The 15,501-nt window shown below is 64.2% G+C and carries 15 protein-coding genes; 3 read left to right on the plus strand and 12 right to left on the minus strand.

Annotation, left to right across the window (positions count from 1 at the left end; translation table 11 throughout):
* Positions 1–148: 148 nt before the first annotated feature.
* On the plus strand, positions 149–1,363 hold the full coding sequence (locus AC0L2O_RS20405; RefSeq protein ID WP_473370959.1) for a YeeE/YedE family protein: 1,215 nt from the start codon (positions 149–151) through the stop codon (positions 1,361–1,363).
* Between the two features lie 41 nt (positions 1,364–1,404).
* Here AC0L2O_RS20405 and AC0L2O_RS20410 read toward each other — a convergent pair whose 3' ends face one another.
* The 12 genes from AC0L2O_RS20410 to rpoZ all read right to left on the minus strand — a co-directional run bounded on the left by AC0L2O_RS20410 (position 1,405) and on the right by rpoZ (position 13,876).
* Positions 1,405–2,949 carry a GMC family oxidoreductase gene (locus tag AC0L2O_RS20410; protein ID WP_473370960.1) on the minus strand — a complete coding sequence of 515 codons (1,545 nt, stop codon included), beginning with the start codon at positions 2,947–2,949 and terminating at the stop codon, positions 1,405–1,407.
* A 120-nt stretch (positions 2,950–3,069) separates the two neighbouring features.
* Positions 3,070–5,328 carry a DNA topoisomerase IV subunit A gene (parC, locus tag AC0L2O_RS20415; RefSeq protein ID WP_473370961.1) on the minus strand — a complete coding sequence of 753 codons (2,259 nt, stop codon included), beginning with the start codon at positions 5,326–5,328 and terminating at the stop codon, positions 3,070–3,072.
* Positions 5,329–5,388: 60 nt separating this feature from the next.
* A complete protein-coding gene (locus tag AC0L2O_RS20420; protein WP_473370962.1) occupies positions 5,389–5,673 on the minus strand; it encodes a hypothetical protein in 285 nt (94 codons plus the stop codon).
* Between the two features lie 101 nt (positions 5,674–5,774).
* Positions 5,775–6,527, minus strand: a complete 753-nt coding sequence (recO, locus tag AC0L2O_RS20425) for a DNA repair protein RecO (RefSeq protein ID WP_409188370.1) — start codon at positions 6,525–6,527, stop codon at positions 5,775–5,777.
* A gap of 97 nt (positions 6,528–6,624) precedes the next feature.
* The gene (locus tag AC0L2O_RS20430; protein ID WP_369723274.1) at positions 6,625–7,005 is read right to left on the minus strand and encodes a hypothetical protein; all 381 of its coding nucleotides are present in this window, start codon (positions 7,003–7,005) and stop codon (positions 6,625–6,627) included.
* A gap of 21 nt (positions 7,006–7,026) precedes the next feature.
* A complete protein-coding gene (era, locus tag AC0L2O_RS20435; RefSeq protein WP_369723273.1) occupies positions 7,027–7,953 on the minus strand; it encodes a GTPase Era in 927 nt (308 codons plus the stop codon).
* Positions 7,943–8,764 (minus strand): ribonuclease III, encoded by an 822-nt coding sequence (rnc, locus tag AC0L2O_RS20440; RefSeq protein ID WP_473370963.1) that lies wholly within the window; start codon positions 8,762–8,764, stop codon positions 7,943–7,945. The genes era and rnc overlap by 11 nt, the downstream gene beginning before the upstream one ends.
* Positions 8,761–9,525, minus strand: a complete 765-nt coding sequence (gene lepB, locus AC0L2O_RS20445; RefSeq protein WP_369723271.1) for a signal peptidase I — start codon at positions 9,523–9,525, stop codon at positions 8,761–8,763. Before lepB ends, rnc begins: the two co-directional genes overlap by 4 nt.
* A gap of 252 nt (positions 9,526–9,777) precedes the next feature.
* Positions 9,778–10,197: a holo-ACP synthase gene (acpS, locus tag AC0L2O_RS20450; RefSeq protein WP_473370964.1), complete on the minus strand. Its 420-nt coding sequence runs from the start codon at positions 10,195–10,197 to the stop codon at positions 9,778–9,780.
* Entirely contained in the window at positions 10,194–10,946 is a 753-nt protein-coding gene (locus AC0L2O_RS20455; protein ID WP_473370965.1) for a pyridoxine 5'-phosphate synthase, read from the minus strand. The genes acpS and AC0L2O_RS20455 overlap by 4 nt, the downstream gene beginning before the upstream one ends.
* A gap of 45 nt (positions 10,947–10,991) precedes the next feature.
* Complete coding sequence (locus AC0L2O_RS20460) at positions 10,992–13,277, minus strand: RelA/SpoT family protein (protein WP_473370966.1); 2,286 nt, start codon at positions 13,275–13,277, stop codon at positions 10,992–10,994.
* A 206-nt stretch (positions 13,278–13,483) separates the two neighbouring features.
* Positions 13,484–13,876, minus strand: a complete 393-nt coding sequence (gene rpoZ / locus AC0L2O_RS20465; RefSeq protein WP_014494742.1) for a DNA-directed RNA polymerase subunit omega — start codon at positions 13,874–13,876, stop codon at positions 13,484–13,486.
* 322 nt (positions 13,877–14,198) lie between these two features.
* On the opposite strand from rpoZ, the gene AC0L2O_RS20470 reads away from it, so the two are divergent.
* Both AC0L2O_RS20470 and AC0L2O_RS20475 read left to right on the plus strand, forming a co-directional pair.
* Positions 14,199–14,843 carry a LabA-like NYN domain-containing protein gene (locus tag AC0L2O_RS20470; RefSeq protein ID WP_473370967.1) on the plus strand — a complete coding sequence of 215 codons (645 nt, stop codon included), beginning with the start codon at positions 14,199–14,201 and terminating at the stop codon, positions 14,841–14,843.
* Positions 14,824–15,498 (plus strand): uracil-DNA glycosylase, encoded by a 675-nt coding sequence (locus AC0L2O_RS20475; protein WP_473370968.1) that lies wholly within the window; start codon positions 14,824–14,826, stop codon positions 15,496–15,498. Before AC0L2O_RS20470 ends, AC0L2O_RS20475 begins: the two co-directional genes overlap by 20 nt.
* The last annotated feature ends 3 nt before the right edge of the window (positions 15,499–15,501 follow it).

Consider the following 15,501-nt stretch of genomic DNA (forward strand, 5'->3'; position numbering starts at 1 on the left):
ACCGAAGGCCCTTGTCGCTCATTGGACTTGTTCCAAGATAAATTCCAAGACAAATCGACTCGCGCTTGGAACGGCGAGAGAATTGGAACAGTGCGTGTTCATCAAGGTTAGCTCCCATTGCCACGAGGAGGTTCCTTCCGGTGAAGACATGACTGATCTGTCCATCGATGCGCGGTTGCTTGCTCCTGACAATGATCGGCACGGCGCCAATCTCACCATCGTTGCTGTCGCCGCAGCAATTCTTCTCGCCGGCGCAGTAGCTTTGTCAGGCACGATCTCCTGGCGTCAAGGATGGTTGTTTCTTCTCGGAGGCGCACTCGGCCTGACGCTGTACCATGCGCTGTTCGGGTTCACCTCGGCTTGGCGTGTCTTTATCGTGACCCGAAGAGGCGCGGGACTCCGCGCGCAAATGGTCATGCTTGCGCTGGCGACAGCTCTATTCTTCCCCGCCTTGGCGCAAGGCTCGCTGTTCGGCGAGGCCGTGCACGGCGAACTTGGCGCGGTCGGCATCGGCATGGTGACCGGGGCATTTCTGTTCGGCCTCGGAATGCAGCTCGGCGGCGGCTGCGCCTCGGGAACGCTGTATACCGCCGGCGGCGGCAACACCCGGATGCTGGTGACGCTCGCAGCCTTCATTGCCGGATCTACTCTGGGGGCGTTGCATCTGCCGTGGTGGAGTGCGCTCCCGAACGTCGGGACAGTGTCGTTGATCGAGGGCTTGGGATGGCTGCCGGCGCTTGTGCTGTGCTGGGCCGTGATGGCCGCCATCTATGTCCTGACCAGAATGGCCGAGATCCGGCAGCACGGCGACCTTGAGCCGGGAGCGCGGACGAAGCTGCGCGGCGCGCGCCGTTTCATGCAGGGGCCATGGCCGCTGCTGTGGGGCGCGGTTCTGCTTGCGATCGGCAATTTCGCCACGCTCTATCTTGCAGGGCGGCCATGGGGCATCACCTCGGCCTTTGCGCTCTGGGGATCGAAGGTCCTGATGGGCTTCGGCGTCGACGTGGCGTCATGGTCCTATTGGCAGGGCGCCCGCGCTTTATCGCTCCACCAGAGCATCTTCGCGGATGTCACTTCCGTGATGGATTTCGGCATCATCATCGGGGCGTTGCTGGCGGCAGGCCTGGCCGGCAAGTTCAATCCGACCTGGCGCATCTCCGGCCGCTCGCTGGTCGCCGCTATCCTCGGCGGCCTGCTTCTCGGGTATGGTGCCAGGCTGGCCTATGGCTGCAATATCGGCGCTTATTTCAGCGGGATCGCCTCCGGCAGCCTGCACGGCTGGTGCTGGCTGGTCGCGGCTTTCCTCGGCAATATCCTGGGAACGCAGCTTCGGCCGCTGTTCGGCTTGGCCGTCGAACGCTAGGTCCTCACCGTTACATCCGCGTCGGCGATGGGCGTGTTGGACTATCGCATCATCATCCGCGCGATCGCCTCGCCGATCACCACTGTCGTGAAGTGGGTGTTGGCCCGGCAATCCGACGGCATGATTGACGCGTCGGCGACGCGCAAGCCCGCGATGCCTTTCACGCTGCCGTCGGGATTGACCACGCCGTCGGTGTCCTTGAAGCCGCTCATGCGGCAGCTGCCGGCCGCGTGCTGGATGTCGCCGGTTTCACGGCGCAGCAACGCATCGAGCTCGTGATCAGGCAGCCCTGCTGCTTGCGGCAGCGTCAGCTCGGTGTCGGCCAGCTTTATCCAGTCGGCGATACCGGCCAGCGCCGGCCGGGAGGTGATCACCGCGAGCCGTCGCACGGCATCCATCATGCGCAGCATGTCGCGAGGATCGGCCAGCATGTTCTCCTCGACGATCGGATCGACCTCGGGATCGACCGAGGCCAGCTTCAGCGTGCCGCGCGAATAGGCGTTGAACAGCCCGGCGCCGATCGCTCCGGGCACGCCGATGCCGCGATGATTGAAGGCGATCAGGATCATGTCGCGCTTGCCGCCACCGGCGAGGCCCGAGGAATAGGTCACGCAACAATTGGTGTGGCGGGTGTCCGGATCGGTGGGCCTGAGGTCCTCGCGGAGCTGAATGGTCGCGCGAAACAGCGGGTGGTCGAAGAAGTGCCGGCCGACCGGCAAGTCCTGCTGGACCGCAATCCCGATCGCCTTCAACTCGCCGGCCGGTCCGACGCCCGAGCGCAACAGGATCGCCGGGCTGTGGATCGCGCCGGCGCAGAGCACGATCTGGCGCGTGCTGATCTCGCTCGTGCCCTGCCCCTCAATGTGCACGCGGAGACCGGTCGCCCGACCTTCCCTGATCAGCACGCGATCGACCAGCGCATGGCCGCGAATCTCCAGATTGGCGCGACCGCGCGCGGGCTCCAGATAACCCTCGTTGGTCGTGATGCGGCGGCTGTCGCGGCTGTTGATGGGATAGCAGGCGACGCCCTCTCCGTCGGGACCGTTGAGGTCGGCGCACCAGGGATAGCCGCTCGCCAGCGCCGCATCGCGCAAGCCGCGATCGATCGGGCCCCATTTTTCCGGCGGCGCGCGATAGACCGGCAACGGTCCGCCGCGTCCATGTCCCGGGGCGTCGCCGAATTCGAGATCGTCCTCGATCACCGAGAACAGCGGCATCACATCCCTGGCCGACCATCCGATGCAGCCATTGGCTGCCCATTCGTCGAATGCATTGGCGACGCCGCGGATGGCGATCTGACCGTTCATCATCGATGAGCCGCCGAGACCCTTGCCGCGCCAGTAGAAGCGCGGCTCCTGCCCGGCCACGCGGCGCGTCAGCAGATTCGGCCACTGCCATTTCTCCTGAAACTCGCGCTTGTGGATGATCGGAATGGGATTGGGCGTCATCACTTCCCAGGGCGCCTCGTCGGCGCGCCAATCGAGCCCTGCTTCGAGCAGCAGCACGCGGCGTGCGGGTTCTTCGGAGAGCCGCGCCGCAACCGCAGCACCGGCAGAGCCGCCGCCGACCACAATGACATCGTACATGGGCTAGTTCTCAACGTTGCAGAGAACCGGGATAGCGGACGGCATCGGATTGGGCAAACCGGCCATCAAAGCAAGACCGTGCCTCCTCCCCGTCATTGCGAGCGAAGCGACGCTCTCACCCTACCCGATCACCCTGCCGAACTTGTTCGATTTCGGGAAACCCTTCGGCGGCAGGCGGCCTGCGTCGCCGCGGCTACCCTGCCACTCGGCGAGCTCCTTCATGGTGGCCGAGAATTCGCGACCGGCGGAGTCCTTCCAGGTCAGGCCCGCCTTGGCGTCGAACACGGCGATGTCGGAGAGACCTCCATCCTTGTACTTCTGCAGCCGCGTACCGCGGCCGCGCGCCATTTCCGAGACTTGGTCGAGCGGGAAGATCAACATCTTGCGGTTCTCGCCGATCACCGCGACGGTGTCACCGAGCACCTCCGTGATTGCGCACGCCTCGTTCGGCATGTCGACGTTGAGGACCTGCTTGCCCTTCTTGGTGGTGCCGACGCAATCGTCCTCGTTGACGACAAAGCCCTGGCCCTCGTGGCTCGCGACCAGGAATTTGCGCCCGCCCTTGTTGACGAACAGCACGACGGGAGCGGCCTCAGGCTCGAGGTCGATGAACTGGCGGATCGGCTCGCCGTGACCGCGGCCGCCGGGCAGTTTGGCGACGTCGAGCGAGTAAAACTTGCCGTTGGTGGCGAACAGCAGCAGCTTCGAGGTGGTCTCGGCGAAGAAGGCAAGGCCAAGCTTGTCGTCCTGCTTGAAGGCCAGCCCCGAGAGATCCTCGACATGGCCCTTCAAGGTGCGGATCCAGCCCTTGTCGGAGACGACGACAGTAACCGGCTCGCGCTCGACGAAGGCCTCCTCGATCGCGGCAAGATCGTGCTCGGGCGCGTCCGCAAAGGTGCTGCGGCGCTTGCCGAGCGGCGTCTTCGGTCCGAACATGTCGCGGACCTTGCCAACCTGTTCCGCAACCTTCCTCCACTGCTCGGGTTCGGAGGCGAGCAGCGCGTTGATGCCCTTGAGTTCGCTGCGGAGGTTCTTCTCCTCGGTGCGGATCTCCATCTCCTCGAGCTTGCGCAAGGAGCGCAGCCGCATGTTGAGGATGGCTTCGGTCTGCACCTCGGTCAGCTTGAACGCCTTCATCAACGCCGGCTTGGGCTCATCCTCGGTACGGATGATCCTGATCACCTCGTCGATGTTGAGATAGGCGATCAGCAGGCCGCCGAGAACCTCCAGCCGGTTCTCGATCTGCGCCTTGCGATAATTGGTGCGGCGGATCAGCACGTCACGCAAATGGTCGAGCCATTCGCGCAGGGCCTCGGCGAGGCCGACCACCTTGGGGACCCGGCCTTTCAGCAGCACGTTGAGATTCAGCGGGATCTTGCTTTCCAGCTCGGTCAGCCGGAACAGCGACTCCATCATCAAAGCAGGATCGACGTTCTTCGACTTCGGCTCGATCACGAGACGGACGTCTTCGGCGGACTCGTCTCGGAAATCGCCGACCAGCGGCAACTTCTTCTGATCCAGAAGCTCGGCGATCTTTTCAACCAGGCGCGACTTCTGCACCAGGAACGGAATCTCGGTGATCACGACCACCCAGGTGTTGCGGGCACCCTCCTCCTGCTCCCACCTGGCGCGAACGCGGAACGAGCCGCGGCCAGTCGTGTAGGCCTCGGCAATCGCCTGCTTGGAATCGACGATGATGCCGCCGGTCGGGAAATCCGGACCCTTGACCCATTTCAGCAACGCCTTGGATTTCGCGTCGGGCTTCTCGATCAGATGCAGGGCGGCATCGCAGAGCTCGGCGGCGTTGTGCGGCGGGATCGAGGTCGCCATGCCGACGGCGATGCCCTGCGCACCGTTGGCGAGCAGGTTGGGAAATCCGCCGGGCAGCACGACCGGCTCTTTCGACTGGCCGTCGTAGTTGGGGCGGAATTCGACGCCGTCCTCGTCGATGCCGTCGAGCAGAAGCCGCGCGACGTCGGTCATGCGGGCTTCGGTGTAGCGGTAGGCGGCGGGGTTATCGCCGTCGATATTGCCAAAATTGCCCTGGCCGTCGACCAGCGGATAGCGCGAGGAGAAATCCTGCGCCAAGCGTACCATGGCATCGTAGATCGCCTGGTCGCCGTGCGGATGGAACGAGCCCATCACGTCGCCGACGATTTTTGCGGATTTCTTGAATCCCGAGCCCGGATCGAGCCTGAGCAGGCGCATGCCATAGAGAATACGCCGGTGAACCGGCTTCAGGCCGTCGCGCGCATCCGGCAGCGCGCGGTGCATGATGGTGGAGAGCGCATAAGCGAGATAGCGCTCTTCCAGCGCGTCGCGCAGCGGCACATCGTGAATTTCGGCCGGTTCTTCCGGCGGAATCAATCGTTTTCCCATGCCGCCCGGTTAAACCGTGGGAGCGAATCGGGCAAGGATCGATTGGTTCCGGGGCGGTCGCTATTGCCCGGCCCAGCCAGCGGTGAAGGTCGGGGTGGTTTGCGGATTTTTGGCCTGTGTCCCGGCGGGCGCATGGGTCAGGCAGTGCCGGGCCGTCTCGATCTCAGCCTCGGTCGCGCCCTTGGACCGCGCCCATGCCTCTGCGGCAGCAGCCGAATATTTGGCCACATAGTATCTGACGACAGTGCAGGAGGCGCGGCGAAACAGTCCCGGTTGCTCGCCTGCGAGGGCGTCCGGCGCCAGCGCCATCAGCGCTGCCGCGATCACAAATCCCTTGATCAGCATCAGATTATCCCCGGGGTGGAACCCGAAAGGCCAATCCGGGAAACCCGGTTTTGTTCCTCCTAAGTTGCCTTTTCTTTGCACAATGCAGATCCGCGACCAGCTCATGGCGCTGGAACCGCCGCTCGCGCCTGTTGCCGTGTCAGCGCGTTGATAAAGCCGGCCCGCGCGTCGGAATGGCCCTGCCCGCGCGGTTCCAGCACATGGCGCAGCAGGAACAGGCCGGTCAGTCGAAACCCATCCTGGAGATCCTGATCGGTGAGGTCGGCGTGCATCTCGCGCTGGCGAAGGAACGGGGGCAGCCGCAACAGCCGGTCGCGCCATGGCTCACCTGCGGTGCGCGACACCGCGCCGCCGGATTTTGGCGAGACGTAGATCAGGTCCGTCGTCTCCCCGGTCACCGCGCAGTTTTCCAGCGCCAGCCCGAAGCCGAGCTCGGAGAGCATCGCCAGCTCGAAATGAATCACGTGCACGGCGGCGCTGCCGACATCGTCGAAATCGTCGAGCGAATGCTCGAGCATCGCGAAGATCTCCCCGTGCGGGTCGCGTTCCGGAAGGAGCCGCGCGATCGAGCCGAGATGGGTGACACCATAGACGCCGTGGGACGATGCCAGCAGCGTCGCTGCGCGCAGCTTCAGGCCCTCAATCGCATAGGTGCCGAGATGCTCGTCGAGGCGGGCCCGCCACACCGCCCGGACGGTGTTCCCCGGCTGCAAAAGCGGACGCATCCGCGAGCCGGCGCCGCCGCGCACGAGGCCGAGATGGCGGCCGTGCTCGCGTGTCAGCAGTTCGACGATGGCGCTACTTTCGCCATGCCGCCGCACCCCCAGCACGATGCCTTCGTCGGTCCATTCCATGGGCGCAAGTGTAGCGCATTTCGAGGGATTGTGGGCAAAGCGACTTGTCCGCCGTAGATCGAAGAGCGAAGGCGGAAGCGTACCCACCCATTTGACTTCACGCGTTGAACCAGCCCTGCGCGTCGCCGCTAAAGGAGAAATACAGCCCGCACACCGTCAGCACGCAGGAGGCGATTTCGATGACGCTGTCGAGCTCGAGCCCTCTCTCGCCGATGATCTGGCCGAGCGAGATCACCGACAGCACCAGCGCCGCCGCCAGCACCCAGCGCGGCCAGTTCTTGCGCCCATGCGCGGCGAGCCAGACGAAATAGACAAGCAGCGAAATCATCGCGCCGGCGAGCAGCGTCGAGGTCATGATCATTTGCTCGGTCATGTCGGCGGTGGGCGTGCGGTCCTGCACCGCGACCGACAGGGCATCCAGCATCAGCGATGCATAGAGCAACGCTTCGAAGCGCTGGACATTGCGGGGCAGACTCATCAAATACCGATCTTTTCTTGGTTATTCTTTGGGAAATTCCAGGCCCATCTCGCGATAGCGATCGGGATCGTCACCCCAGTTCTCGCGCACCTTGACGAACAGGAACAGATGCACCGGCACGCCGAGGATCTCGGCGAGCTCGATGCGCGAGTCCGCGCCGATCGACTTGATGGTGGCGCCGCCCTTGCCGAGCACGATCTTACGCTGGCTTTCGCGCTCGACGAAGATCGTTTGCTCGATGCGCACGGACTTGTCCTTGCGCTCCTCCCACTTGTCGGTTTCGACCGTGGACTGATACGGCAATTCCTGGTGCAGCTTGCGATAGATCTTTTCGCGGGTGATCTCGGCCGCGAGATGCCGCATCGGCGCGTCCGACATCTGGTCTTCGGGATAGAGGAACGGGCCCGGCGGCACCATCTCGGCGAGCGTGCTGCGAATGTCATCGACGCCGTCGCCCGAAATCGCCGCGATCATGAAGGTCTTTGTGAAGGCCATGCGCTCGTTGGCGGCCTGCGCCAGCGCCAGCAGCTTCTCGCGCTGGACCAAATCGACCTTGTTGATGACCAGGATCTTGTCGTGCTTGACGCTCGCAGCCTTGGCGAGGATCGCCTCGGCCTCCTCGTCGATGCCGGATTTGGCGTCGAGCAGCACGCAAACGAGATCGGCGTCGTGCGCCCCGCTCCAGGCGGTGGAGACCATGGCGCGGTCGAGCCGCCGCTTGGGCAGGAAGATGCCGGGCGTGTCGACCAGGATGATCTGCGCGTTGTTCTCGATGACGATGCCGCGGATCAGCGCGCGCGTGGTCTGCACCTTGCGCGAGACAATCGTGACCTTCGCCCCGACCAGCGCGTTGACCAGCGTGGATTTGCCGACATTGGGCGCGCCGATCAGTGCCACGAAGCCGCAGCGCGTCGCGGCGGGCGTCTCGCCGCTTGCTTCAACCGTCATTGCTGCCGCCAACACCTTCGCGTTCGATCATGACCGAGGCCGCCACCTTCTCCGCCGCGCGCTTGCTGCCGCCGGTGCCTTCGGCCGGCGCCAGTCCCGGCAGGTCCACCGCGACGCGGAACTCCGGGTCGTGATGCGGACCGGTGCGTTCGACCTCGCGATAGACCGGCGTCGGCAGTCCCTTTCCCTGCGCCCATTCCTGGAGCACGGTCTTGGGATCGCGCAGCGGCCGCCGCGGCTTGTGCATGCGCTCGGTCCAGTTGCGCTTGACGAACTCGTCCGCGGCCGCATGGCCGCCGTCGAGGAAGATGGCGCCGATCACGGCCTCGCAGATGTCACCGAGGATGGACTTGCGCAGCCGGGCGTCGGCGCTGGGGCCGACCGAGCCGAGCTTGATGTCGTCGAGCAGACCGAGTGACTTGGCGACGTCGGCGCAGCTCTCCTTGCGCACGAGTTCGGCAAGCCGCTTCGACAGCTCGCCCTCATCGGCGTTGGGGAAGGCATGATAGAGCATGTCGGAAACCACGAGCCCGAGCACGTGATCGCCGAGAAATTCCAGCCGCTGATAGCTGTCGCCACGCTTGCGTCCGGACTTCAGCGCCGAGACGTGCGTGATCGCCTGGATCAACTGGTTCGGATCGGTGAAGCTGTAACCAATGCGCGCCTCGAGCGCCGCATTCGCATCCGTCCCCTTCGCCTTGCCGCCCCGCGTCCGCTTCTTCTTGGCGGCCACTTTTGGCACAGCTGCGCCCTCAGGGCCTGCTGGCGCCTCGATTGGTTCGGTCGTGATGTCCTTGGCTTCGTCTTTCATCGCACGATTTTGAAGAAACGATTCCAGCGCACGGCCCATGGCCAGCGCCAGAACATCCAGGCATGCTCGCCTTCGCCGATCGAGAAGAAGATCATCTGGGCGCGGCCGATCAGGTTCTCCTGCGGCACGTAGCCGACCTGACCGAGGAAGCGGCTGTCGGTCGAGTTATCGCGGTTGTCGCCCATCATGAAAAAGTGGCCCGGCGGCACGGTGTAGACGTTGGTGTTGTCCATGTAGCCGTTGTCGGCGCAATCCAGCGTCTCGTAGGACACGCCGTTGGGCAGCGTCTCCTTCCAGCGCTTCACACGCGAGATGCCGCCGCCTTCGGAGCCGCACGGATCCTCGCCGACGAATTCGCTCATGCGCTGCCGCTCGACCGGCGTGTCGTTGATGTAGAGCAGGCCGTCCTTCATCTGGATGTGGTCGCCGGGAAGGCCGATCACGCGCTTGATGTAGTCGGTGGAATCGTCCTTGGGCAGTCGAAACACGACGATGTCGCCGCGGTTCGGGTCCGAACCCCAGATCCGGCCCGAGAACAGCGGTGGCGAGAACGGGATCGAGTAGTGGCTGTAGCCGTAGGAATATTTCGAGACGAAGAGATAGTCGCCGACCAGCAATGTCGCCTTCATCGAGCCGGACGGAATGTTGAAGGGCTGGAACAGGAAGGTGCGGATCACCAGGGCGATCAGCAGAGCATGGATGACGACCCGGATCGTTTCGCCGACGCCGCTTTCAGTTTTCGTTCCCGAAGTCACGCTCATTGCTTTCTCAATTCCGACCGGCGGTCACAGAGCGCCCTCCCCGGCCGCGAACGGCCCATCGCTGCGCGGCGCCACGGAGATTGTCCTGATTCTGATAGTGAGGGCCAATTCCGGCGTAAAGCCGAATTCGCCCAGGCTGATTTGCGTTCGCGGACTTTTAGACGGTTGTCGCTGGCCACGCAATCGAGGATCGCATGAAAAACGCATAACTTCTTGAATCTCAACAAGAATTATAAAATTACCATCGCGCCGTCAGGGCTTCGCCGACGGGACGGCGGAAATGATGACGAAGGCCTGCGCCAGTGGCCAGTCGTCGGTGATCGAAAGATGGATCTGCGCCTCGAAACCTTCCGGCGTCAGGGCCTGGAGCCGGGCCAGGGCCCCCCCGGTCAGCCGCATGGTCGGCCGGCCTCCCGGCAGGTTGACCACCCCCATGTCGCGCCACCAAACGCCGCGACGAATGCCGGTCCCGAGCGCCTTGGAGCAGGCCTCCTTGGCGGCGAAGCGCTTGGCATAGGTCGCCACCACCATCTTCTCGTTCTTGGCCCGCCGCTCCGCCTTGGCCCGCTCGGCCGCAGTGAAGATGCGATCGAGAAAGCGCTCGCCATGGCGCTCGATCACCTTGGCGACGCGGGTGATGTCGATCAGGTCGGAACCGATGCCGATGATCATGCCCGGCTCCGGCCGCGGTCCATCGCCAGGCGCATGCTGCGCACCGTCTCGGCAAGTCCGACGAATAAGGCTTCGCCAATCATGTAGTAGCCGATGTTGAGCTCCATGATGTCCGGCAGCGCCGCGATCGTCTCCGCCGTCGCATAGTCGAGCCCATGCCCGGCATGGACCTCCAGCCCCGCCGCCTTCGCGAGCTTGGCGCCCGCCACGATCCGCTGCCATTCGGCGTCAGCCTTGTCAGCATGACCGTCAACCACGGCGTCGCACCAGGCTCCGGTGTGGATCTCGATCACGGGCGCGCGCAGCCGCGCCGCCATCTCGATCTGTGCGGGGTCGGCTGCAATGAACAGCGAGACCCGGATACCGGCATCGTTCAGCCGCGCAATGAAAGGCGCCAGCGCATTGTGCTGACCGACCACGTCGAGCCCGCCTTCGGTCGTCACCTCCTGGCGGCGCTCCGGCACCAGACAGACCGCATGCGGCTTGGTGGCGAGCGCGATGCGCAGCATGTCGTCGGTCGCCGCCATCTCGAAATTGAGCGGCTTGGAGATCTCGGCCCTCAGCCGCGCCATGTCGTCGTCGCGGATATGCCGGCGATCCTCGCGCAGATGCGCTGTGATGCCGTCGGCGCCGGCCTCGATCGCCAGCAGCGCCGCGCGCACCGGATCGGGTTTGCGGCCACCGCGCGCGTTACGCAGGGTCGCGACATGATCGACATTGACGCCGAGGCGAAGCGGAAGAGCGGGCATTGCAAGGCTCACAAATTCGGTGGGACAGGCGAATACGAAAGACGCCTATCCATTAACACGTTCGACGCGGGCGACGACCGCCTTGGCGCGCAACTGGGCCAGGATCGCGCTCAAATGTTTCAGATCGTAGACTTCGAGATCGATCGTGGTCTCTGTGAAGTCCGGCGAGCGGCGCTGCATGCTGATGTTGTCGATGTTGCCGTCATGCTCGGCGATCACGGTCGCGATCTGGGCCAGCGCCCCGGGCTCGTTGACGTTCTCGACCTTGATGCGGGCCGGGAAGCGCTGCGGCACGGAGTCCTCGATGTCCCAGCGGACGTCGAGCCAGCGCTCCGGCTCCTCCTCGAAGTCCTTCAGGGCCGGCGACTGGATCGGATAGATCGTGATCCCCTCGCCCGGCGTCACGATGCCGACGATGCGGTCGCCGGGCACGGCGCCACCGTTCGGCGCGAACTTTACCGGCAGGTCCGAATTGATGCCGCGGATCGGGATCGCGACCGTGCTGCGGGGCGGCCCGGAGGTCACCTTCTCCTTGAGCTTGGCGAGCCCCTTCTTGATGCCATAGCGCGCGACGCGCTCCTCCTTGTAGTCGGGATACATCGCGCGCGCGACGTGGGAGGCCTTGATCTCGCCGCGGCCGACCGCGGCCATGACGTCGTCGATCGAGGCGCGCGCAAGCCGCGGCAGCGCGCCCTTCAGCTTGTCGTCGGCATATTCGATCTTGGCGCGCTCGAACAGGCGCTCCACGATGCGTCGGCCGAGGCCGGCATATTGATCGCGCACGGCCGTGCGTGTGGCGCGGCGGATCGCGGCGCGCGCCTTGCCGGTGACCGCGAGCGTTTCCCAGGCCGACGGCGGCGCCGATTGCGCTTCCGAGGTCAGCACCTCGACTTCATCGCCGTTCTGGAGTTCCGAGGACAACGGCGCGAACTTGCCATTGATCTTGCAGCCCACCGCGCTGTTGCCGACGTCCGTATGCACGGCATAGGCGAAGTCGATCACGTTGGCGTGGCGCGGCAGCGCGATCAGCTTGCCCTTCGGGGTGAAGCAGAACACCTGGTCGTGGAACAATTCGAGCTTGGTGTGCTCGAGGAATTCCTCGGGATTGGTGCTCTCCGTGAGAATGCCGACGGTGTGGCGCAGCCAGGCAAACGCATTGGATTCGCGCTTGAGGAATTCGGTCGGCGAGCCCACGCCTTCCTTGTAGAACACATGCGCCGCGATGCCGCGCTCGGCGATCTGGTCCATCGCCTCGGTGCGGATCTGGAGCTCGGCCCGCTGGTTGCCGGGACCGATCACGGTGGTGTGGATCGAACGGTAGTCGTTCTGCTTCGGCGTCGAGATGTAGTCCTTGAAACGGCCCGGCACGACCGGCCAGGTGGTGTGGACGATGCCGAGCGCGCGATAGCAGGACTCGACGTCGTTCACGACGACACGGAACCCGAAGATGTCGGACAGTTGCTCGAAGCCGACCGACTTGCGCTCCATCTTGGTCCAGATCGAAAACGGCTTCTTGCGGCGGCCATAGACCCGCGCCCCCAAGCCCCGGTGGCGCAGATTGTTGGAGAGCTGCGCCTCGATCTCGCCGATCAAATTGCGGTTGCGCTCGGCGAGCGCGTCGAGCCGCTGCATCACCACCGAATAGGCTTCGGGATCGAGGGTGCGGAAGGACAGGTCCTCCAGCTCCTCGCGCATTTCCTGCATGCCCATGCGCCCAGCCAGCGGCGCATAAATGTCGAGCGTCTCCTCGGCAATGCGCCTTCGCGATTCCGTCGGCACGAATTCCAGCGTGCGCATGTTGTGCAGGCGGTCGGCGAGCTTCACCAGGAGAACGCGGACGTCGTCGGCAATGGCCAGCAGCAATTTGCGCAGGTTCTCGGCCTGCTTGGCCTCGCGCGACACCAGCTCCAGCCGCTTCAGCTTGGTCAGACCCTCGACCAGTGCGCCGATTTCCGGTCCGAAGATCTGGTCGATCTCGGCCCGCGTCGCCTCGGTGTCCTCGATGGTGTCGTGAAGCAACGCAGCAACGATGGTCGCGTCGTCGAGCTTCAGGTCGGTCAGGATCGCCGCGACCTCGAGCGGGTGCGAGAAATATGGATCGCCGGAGGCGCGGGTCTGCGAGCCGTGCGCCTTCATGGCGTAGACATAGGCGCGGTTCAGCAGGTCTTCGTTGGTGTTGGGATTGTAGGACCGGACGCGCTCGACGAGGTCATATTGACGCATCATGCGGGCGCGCGGCTTCGCCGGCCGCGCCACCGGCGCAGTCGGGGCCACGGCAACCGATTCGGTTGCGGCCTGCATCTGCGTTAGTCCGCGGCGTCGATACACCATGCCGTCCTGCCTTCAAACGGACCATAAAACAGCCCGTTGTATACATCTTAGCTCCGATCGCGCCCGCGTCCGATCAATTCAGTGACAGGTGCGGCGCCAACCGACAACGCTATGGTAACCACGAAAACGCCAACAAAAGCAAAGGCCCGAACGAGCGTTCGGGCCTTTGATAAGATCACAACAATTCGACGATCGCGATGGGACGATTACTCGTCCTCCTCGGGCTGCTCTTCCGGCGGCGCGAGCCCTTCGAGACCCTTCAGGAGCTCCTCTTCGGTCATGCGTTCCACGGCAACTTCGGTATCATCCGCATCGACGCTCGCACCCGCGGAACCGATCAGCGGCACCGTATCCGGCTCAGGCTCGTCGACCTCGACGAACTTCTGGAGCGAGTGCACCAGCTCCTCGCGGAGATCCTCCGGCGAGATGGTCTCGTCGGCAATTTCACGCAAAGATACAACAGGGTTCTTGTCGTTATCGCGGTCAACCGTTAGTTGTGAACCGGACGAGATCATGCGGGCGCGGTGGGCGGCCAGCAGGACCAGGTCAAACCGGTTGTCGACCTTGTCGATACAATCTTCTACGGTGACGCGAGCCATGGACTGTCGCTCCGCTGTGGGTGGGACAAAATATGTGGATGATTGGGGGTAGTTATAGGGACCAAGACCGTTTCGCAAGGCCAATTTGTGATTTGGCCTCGCCAAACGGCTCTGCTAACCCCACATTGGGGCTGGGATGGGTGGTTTCCCGGGCTGCCATTGATGGTGGCGCCGGGTGTGTGAAAGTCCGCCATAACTATACCTTGATTGCCCCGACTTCTCCGGATTTGCGGTTTCGACGGGTTTCGGCAGGACCTTGAGCTGCGCGGCTTGCGCCGCCAACAAAAAACGATTGATCACGAACTCTACGCGAGCAAACTGAATGTCACCTTCCTCCACCGACAAGATCGCGCTCTTTATCGACGGGGCCAATCTTTACGCGACAGCGAAAACTCTCGGCTTCGACATCGATTACAAGCGCCTGCTGAAGGAATTTCAGAGCCGCGGGACATTGCTGCGGGCGTTCTACTACACCGCGATCATCGAGGATCAGGAATACTCCTCGATCCGTCCGCTGATCGACTGGCTGGACTACAACGGCTACACCGTCGTCACCAAGGCGACTAAGGAGTTCATCGACGCCTCCGGCCGCCGCAAGGTCAAGGGCAACATGGACATCGAGCTTGCGGTCGACGCCATGGAGCTCGCCGAGCACATCGACCAGATGATCCTGTTCTCGGGCGACGGCGACTTCCGCTCCTTGGTCGAGGCCGTGCAGCGCCGCGGCGTGCGGGTCACGGTGATCTCCACGATCGCCAGCCAGCCGCCGATGATCGCCGACGAGTTGCGCCGCCAGGCCGACGTCTTCACCGATCTGGTCGAGCTGCAGTCCAAGCTTGGCCGCGATCCGTCCGAGCGCCCCGCCCCGCGCGATCGCGGCGAGCGCGAAGCACGCCACCACGCCCCGCAGTTCCTCCAGCGCGCGACCACCATGGCGCCGAGGGGCGATGACGATTTCGAGGAATGAGACGGCCCGGCTGAGCCGCCGGGCCCTCACACTCGTACCCGATCGCGACTGTCCGCTCTGCCCGCGCCTGGTCGCGTTTCGCGAGGCGAACCGCGCGCGGGAGCCGTTGTGGCACAACGCGCCGGTTGCGCCATTTGGTGACATCAAGGCGCGCCTGCTGATCGTCGGCCTTGCGCCGGGGATGCAGGGCGCCAACCGCACGGGCCGGCCGTTCACCGGCGACTATGCCGGCGACCTGCTCTACGCGACGTTGATCGAATACGGCTTTGCCAAGGGCAGCTACCAAGCGCGGCCTGACGACGGATTGCGGCTGGTCGACTGCCGGATCGCCAACGCCGTGCACTGCGTGCCGCCGCAGAACAAGCCGCTGCCGGCGGAGATCAACACCTGCCGCCAGTTTCTCGTGGCCAATCTCGCGACGATGCCGAATTTGCGCGCCATCGTCGCGCTCGGGCGGATTGCGCACGACAGCGTGCTCAAGCCGCTCAATCTGAAGGCCTCGCAAGCCCCCTTCGGCCATGGCGCGGTGCATCAGGCCGGCGCGTTCAAGCTCTACGACAGCTATCACTGCTCGCGCTACAACACGAACACCCGCGTGCTGACGCCGGACATGTTCCGAAGCGTGTTCGCGAAGGTGAAGGCTGACCTCGATTAGCCT

This window comes from Bradyrhizobium sp. Kon10 (genome assembly GCF_055807395.1).

Coding starts and splice junctions, on each gene's coding strand:
- era (WP_369723273.1), bottom strand. CDS start 7,953: ATGACGGTTGAAGCAAGCGGCGAGACGCCCGCCGCGACGCGCTGCGGC.
- lepB (WP_369723271.1), bottom strand. CDS start 9,525: ATGAGCGTGACTTCGGGAACGAAAACTGAAAGCGGCGTCGGCGAAACG.
- AC0L2O_RS20470 (WP_473370967.1), top strand. CDS start 14,199: ATGTCACCTTCCTCCACCGACAAGATCGCGCTCTTTATCGACGGGGCC.
- AC0L2O_RS20460 (WP_473370966.1), bottom strand. CDS start 13,277: ATGGTGTATCGACGCCGCGGACTAACGCAGATGCAGGCCGCAACCGAA.
- AC0L2O_RS20475 (WP_473370968.1), top strand. CDS start 14,824: ATGACGATTTCGAGGAATGAGACGGCCCGGCTGAGCCGCCGGGCCCTC.
- rnc (WP_473370963.1), bottom strand. CDS start 8,764: ATGAAAGACGAAGCCAAGGACATCACGACCGAACCAATCGAGGCGCCA.
- AC0L2O_RS20430 (WP_369723274.1), bottom strand. CDS start 7,005: ATGAGTCTGCCCCGCAATGTCCAGCGCTTCGAAGCGTTGCTCTATGCA.
- acpS (WP_473370964.1), bottom strand. CDS start 10,197: ATGATCATCGGCATCGGTTCCGACCTGATCGACATCACCCGCGTCGCC.
- AC0L2O_RS20455 (WP_473370965.1), bottom strand. CDS start 10,946: ATGCCCGCTCTTCCGCTTCGCCTCGGCGTCAATGTCGATCATGTCGCG.
- AC0L2O_RS20420 (WP_473370962.1), bottom strand. CDS start 5,673: ATGCTGATCAAGGGATTTGTGATCGCGGCAGCGCTGATGGCGCTGGCG.
- parC (WP_473370961.1), bottom strand. CDS start 5,328: ATGGGAAAACGATTGATTCCGCCGGAAGAACCGGCCGAAATTCACGAT.
- recO (WP_409188370.1), bottom strand. CDS start 6,527: ATGGAATGGACCGACGAAGGCATCGTGCTGGGGGTGCGGCGGCATGGC.
- rpoZ (WP_014494742.1), bottom strand. CDS start 13,876: ATGGCTCGCGTCACCGTAGAAGATTGTATCGACAAGGTCGACAACCGG.
- AC0L2O_RS20405 (WP_473370959.1), top strand. CDS start 149: ATGACTGATCTGTCCATCGATGCGCGGTTGCTTGCTCCTGACAATGAT.
- AC0L2O_RS20410 (WP_473370960.1), bottom strand. CDS start 2,949: ATGTACGATGTCATTGTGGTCGGCGGCGGCTCTGCCGGTGCTGCGGTT.